4 protein-coding genes are annotated in these 4,479 nt (G+C 43.6%); 2 read left to right on the top strand and 2 right to left on the bottom strand.

Annotated elements, in window-relative coordinates; all coding sequences use genetic code 11:
* Window positions 1–55: 55 nt before the first annotated feature.
* Both ACNPNW_RS11435 and ftsY read right to left on the bottom strand, forming a co-directional pair.
* Window positions 56–745: a nitroreductase family protein gene (locus ACNPNW_RS11435; protein WP_253173212.1), complete on the bottom strand. Its 690-nt coding sequence runs from the start codon at window positions 743–745 to the stop codon at window positions 56–58.
* Between the two features lie 177 nt (window positions 746–922).
* Window positions 923–2,026 (bottom strand): signal recognition particle-docking protein FtsY, encoded by a 1,104-nt coding sequence (gene ftsY, locus ACNPNW_RS11430; RefSeq protein ID WP_004278679.1) that lies wholly within the window; start codon window positions 2,024–2,026, stop codon window positions 923–925.
* Between the two features lie 177 nt (window positions 2,027–2,203).
* On the opposite strand from ftsY, the gene ACNPNW_RS11425 reads away from it, so the two are divergent.
* On the top strand, window positions 2,204–3,613 hold the full coding sequence (locus ACNPNW_RS11425) for a M16 family metallopeptidase (RefSeq protein ID WP_448766979.1): 1,410 nt from the start codon (window positions 2,204–2,206) through the stop codon (window positions 3,611–3,613).
* The coding region (locus tag ACNPNW_RS11420; protein ID WP_448766978.1) for a M16 family metallopeptidase at window positions 3,613–4,479 on the top strand (867 nt) is incomplete at its 3' end. The genes ACNPNW_RS11425 and ACNPNW_RS11420, both read left to right, overlap by 1 nt.

Genomic DNA, 4,479 nt, shown 5'->3' with positions numbered 1-4,479 from the left:
ATCTGATTTTATCCGCAGCTTCCATGCTGTCACATATAAAGTTCTCTATAAAATTTTAATTAAATACTTTGAAACGTTGCTGATCCGGCTTTTGTAATTTTTCTTCTACTGTTTGTTCAATTGATCCAAAGCAAAGTTGTGCTCGTAACAACCAGCTCTTTTCAATCTCAAAATGTTCAGCGACCCTTTCATCAATCAGTGGATTATAGTGCTGTAAGGATGCCCCTAAGCCAGAATCTGCCAGCGTCGTCCATACAGCAAATTGCGCCATACCGGAAGTTTGTTCCGACCACGCTCGAAAATCCTCACTATTTAATGGCATTTTCTTTTGCAATTGTTGAATCACGGCTTGATCTTCATAAAACAAAACCGTGCCATAGGCAGCAGCACATTGATTCAACTTGATTTCAACCCCTTCATAAATATGTGCCGGCATATACTGACGCTGTACCTGTTTCACAATTTCCCAGAATTGATGATGAGAATCTGCAAATAACACCACAATGCGCGTAGTTTGAGAATCATAAGCCGAAGGGCAACTGCGCACTGCTTCCTGAATGATTTCGCCAAGATAAGCCTGACTATAATGTACCCGCTTACCGAGTTGATCGATACTACGGCGCTTTTTCAATTGATCGACAAAAGTCAGTTCTAAATCATCATTCAGTTTATTTTTTCTTGAAAATTTAAAATCCTTGGTTATATCGCTTGTTAATACCTGACCAATCTTATTTAGCAATGCCATTTTCTACCCCACAAAAAACAAGCCAAATCAGCTTAGAGAATCCCCTACAATTATAAGGCCTTTATTAAGATAGGCAGATTTAGTGGTGGTTTTACTGTCGGTTTTTACAACACTCGAACTGGCTAAAAACAATAAACTCCGCACTTGGCGGAGTTTATGTGAAGCATTGCGCATTATTTATTTTTCAGTTTCAAATAATGCAGCAACAAAAGATTTGGCAGAGAATGGACGCAAGTCATCAATTTTTTCACCGACACCAATAAAGCGAATCGGCACATGAGTACGACTGGCGATATTAAATAGGACACCGCCTTTGGCAGTACCATCAAGTTTGGTAATGGTCAGACCCGTCAAGCCTACCGCTTCATCAAACATCTCGACCTGATTAATGGCATTCTGGCCAGTACCGGCATCGACCACCAACATCACTTCATGCGGCGCAGTGGCATCAATTTTCTGCATCACACGTTTTACTTTGGTCAATTCCTGCATCAAATGGCCTTTGTTATGCAAACGACCCGCTGTGTCTGCAATCAATACATCTACACCTTTGGCACGCGCACTTTCAAAAGCATCGAAAATCACTGAAGCTGAGTCAGCACCATGACCCTGAGCAACAACCGCAATATTATTACGCTCACCCCAGATCTGTAGCTGTTCAGTTGCAGCCGCACGGAAAGTATCACCTGCTGCCAACATGACGGTCTTGCCTTCACCTTGCAGACGTTTTGCCAACTTGCCAATGGTAGTCGTTTTACCGACACCATTCACACCAACCACCAGAATCACATAAGGCGATTTATTCGGATCAATGTGTAGCGGTTTTACTCGTGGTGCCAATAAAGCCACCAGTTCTTCCTGAAGCGCTTTATAGAGTGAATGCGAATAGATCAAATCACCACGTGCCGTACGTTCAGTCAGGTTAGCGATAATGGTCTTGGTGGCTTCCACACCGATATCGGCCACCAGAAGCTGCTCTTCGACTTCTTCTAATAATTCATCATCAATTTCTTTACCACCGATCAGGATATTTACCATCCCATCGGCAAGGTTTTTACGGGTTTTGGTTAAACCCACTTTCATACGGCTAAAGAAGCCACCTTTCGCCGCAGAATCTTCATTTTCGGTTTCTGTTTCGACAGGTGCAGAAACTACAGCTGTTTCGCTTGGCGTTTCTACGATAGGCACATTGACCGCAGGTAAGCTCGGTAATGTGACATCATCATCTCCGATATCAGCATCAATCAAAAATTTGTTTTGCCCATTAGATTGCTGTTGCATGCCGAATCCTTGAAAAGCATTGCGTTAAAAACCCAGATTCTACCATAACTTGCCTGCTTTGCAGCTAGCAATGCAAATGCTGGACAAACATACCAAAAAGCTACAGCTCTCGGTTGCTTTCAAGCACGCATTTATTAAAAATAACTCTAAATACAAACGCCTATTTCAGGAGATCTAGTGTTCATCACCTTTTTGACTATCTCCTCTTTCTCGCAAATGATCAAACAGACGCTTTATCCACTCGGTGCAGCAGTCTTGCTTAGCCTGAGTTTTAACTCGGTTCAGGCACAAACCCGAAGCGAATTGTCACGGACTACTTTTGAAACCACTTTAAGTAACGGTTTAAAAGTCATTATTCGGGAAGACCATCGTGCGCCCATGGTAATGACACAAATTTGGTACAAAGTCGGCAGTAGTGATGAATCCGGAAATATTCTGGGGGTATCACATGCGCTTGAACATATGATGTTCAAAGGCACTCATAAAGTGCCAAATGACGAATTTACCCGTCTGAGCCGGATTTATGGCGGCAGTATCAATGCGGCCACCTTTACCAATTACACCAATTATTATCAGCTGTATCCTAAGGCCTATTTTCCTATGGCCCTGGAACTTGAGTCTGACCGTATGAGCAATTTATTATTGCGGCAGCAGGACTTCGAGCCAGAAATTAAAGTCGTCATGGAAGAACGGCGCCAGCGTACCGATGACAATCCGCGGGCGCAAGCATTTGAACGGTTTAAATGGGTCAGTTATCCGACCAGTCATTATCGCCAGCCGGTGATTGGACACATGAAAACTCTGAATAATATTCAGTTGAATGATGTCAAAAAATGGTACCGGGATTGGTACAGTCCGAATAATGCCATTCTGGTGATTGTGGGGAATGTAGAATCTGAAGCTGCTTTGGCTCAGGTACAAAAATATTTTGCTGACATTCCCGCACGTCCAACACCGGCGCGCAATGACGTACTGGAGTTTGAGCGTTTGGGCTATCGACATATGGAAATTAATAGCAATGTTCAGGTGCCCAATCTGTACATGACCTGGAATGTAAAATCCCTCAGCACTGCCAAAAACCCCCAAGATGCGTATGCCTTGACCATTATTCGCAGTCTTTTGGACAGTGGCATTTCTTCGCGCCTGCAAGACCGTTTGGTACGTGATCGTAAAATTCTGACCTCTGTCAGCGTTTCTTATGATCCCTATAATCGCGGCGACAGCCTGTTTGGTATTTCTGCCTTACCTGCGCCGGGTATCTCTTTACAAGAGGCACAACAAGCAATTCAGGATGAAGTGGATTTACTCAAAACTACCGCCATAACCCAACAGGAAGTGGATCGTATCAGTACCCGCTTTATTTCCAATTTGATTTATAGCCAGGATGATATTGCTGGACAAGCCAAAATGATTGGCAATCTGGAGGTCAATGGCTTGAGTTATCGCCTGATGGATGAATTACCGAAACACTTTGAAAGTGTCAGTATTCAGGATATCCAGCGCGTCGCAAACGCCTATTTTGTCCGTGAAAATCTCAGCACGCTTTATCTCTCACCTGAACAAAACACCCAGCAACGGGGATTATAATGCTTCAACTTCGTCCATTTTTGCTTATTTCAATTTTAAGTCTTAACTCGGCTACCTATGCAGAAAACTATTTGGACCCTCAACCTGACCAAAATGATAATCCGATTCAGTTACAGTCTATCCCCTTGCTACAAAGCTTAAAAAATATTAATCAGCAACGGGATTTTCAGGCGCCTTATATTCATGATCTGAACAATCGCTACAAGGTACGCACGCTGTTTGTCGAAACGCAGGATCTTCCCATGGTAGATATCCAGCTGACCTTTAATGCCGGTTCGGCCCGTGATCAGGAAATTACCAAAGGTCTATATGGCCTATCCAATATGGCAGCCAAGTTGATGCGTGAAGGAACCGACAAATATAGCGCCAATCAGGTGGCGGAAGTTTTTGACCAAACCGGAGCACAATTCAGCGTACAAGCCTATCGGGACATGTTTGTGGTCCGTCTGCGTACGCTTTCAGACCCGGAAAAACTGGAACCCGCATTGAGCATGCTGATGGAGGTTCTTAAGAATGCGTCATTTAAACCGTCCAGCATTAATCTGGCTTTAAGTAATACCCAAGTGGGACAAAAACAGCTGCAGGAAAACCCAAGCCGACTGATGGATATCCGTTTTTATCGCGCTTTATATGGTCAGCACCCTTATGCAGAACCAATCAGCGGCACCCAAGGCAGCACCAAGAAAATTAATGCAGAATTATTGAAAAAATTTCGTGATCAGTTTTTGGTGGCGCAAAATATGAATATTGCCATTACTGGCAAACTCAGCCCGAAACAGGCACTCGAACTGTCTGAACGAATTGCCGGCAACTTACCTCAAGGGCAAAAAGCAGAAACATTGCCACAGCCTGAAATTCAATCTGGC

The sequence above is a fragment of the Acinetobacter endophylla genome (genome assembly GCF_053543775.1).
The sequence above is the reverse complement of the archived record's forward strand: the minus strand, read 5'-3'. Positions and strand labels throughout refer to the sequence as shown.

Coding starts and splice junctions, on each gene's coding strand:
- ACNPNW_RS11435 (WP_253173212.1), bottom strand. CDS start 745: ATGGCATTGCTAAATAAGATTGGTCAGGTATTAACAAGCGATATAACC.
- ftsY (WP_004278679.1), bottom strand. CDS start 2,026: ATGCAACAGCAATCTAATGGGCAAAACAAATTTTTGATTGATGCTGAT.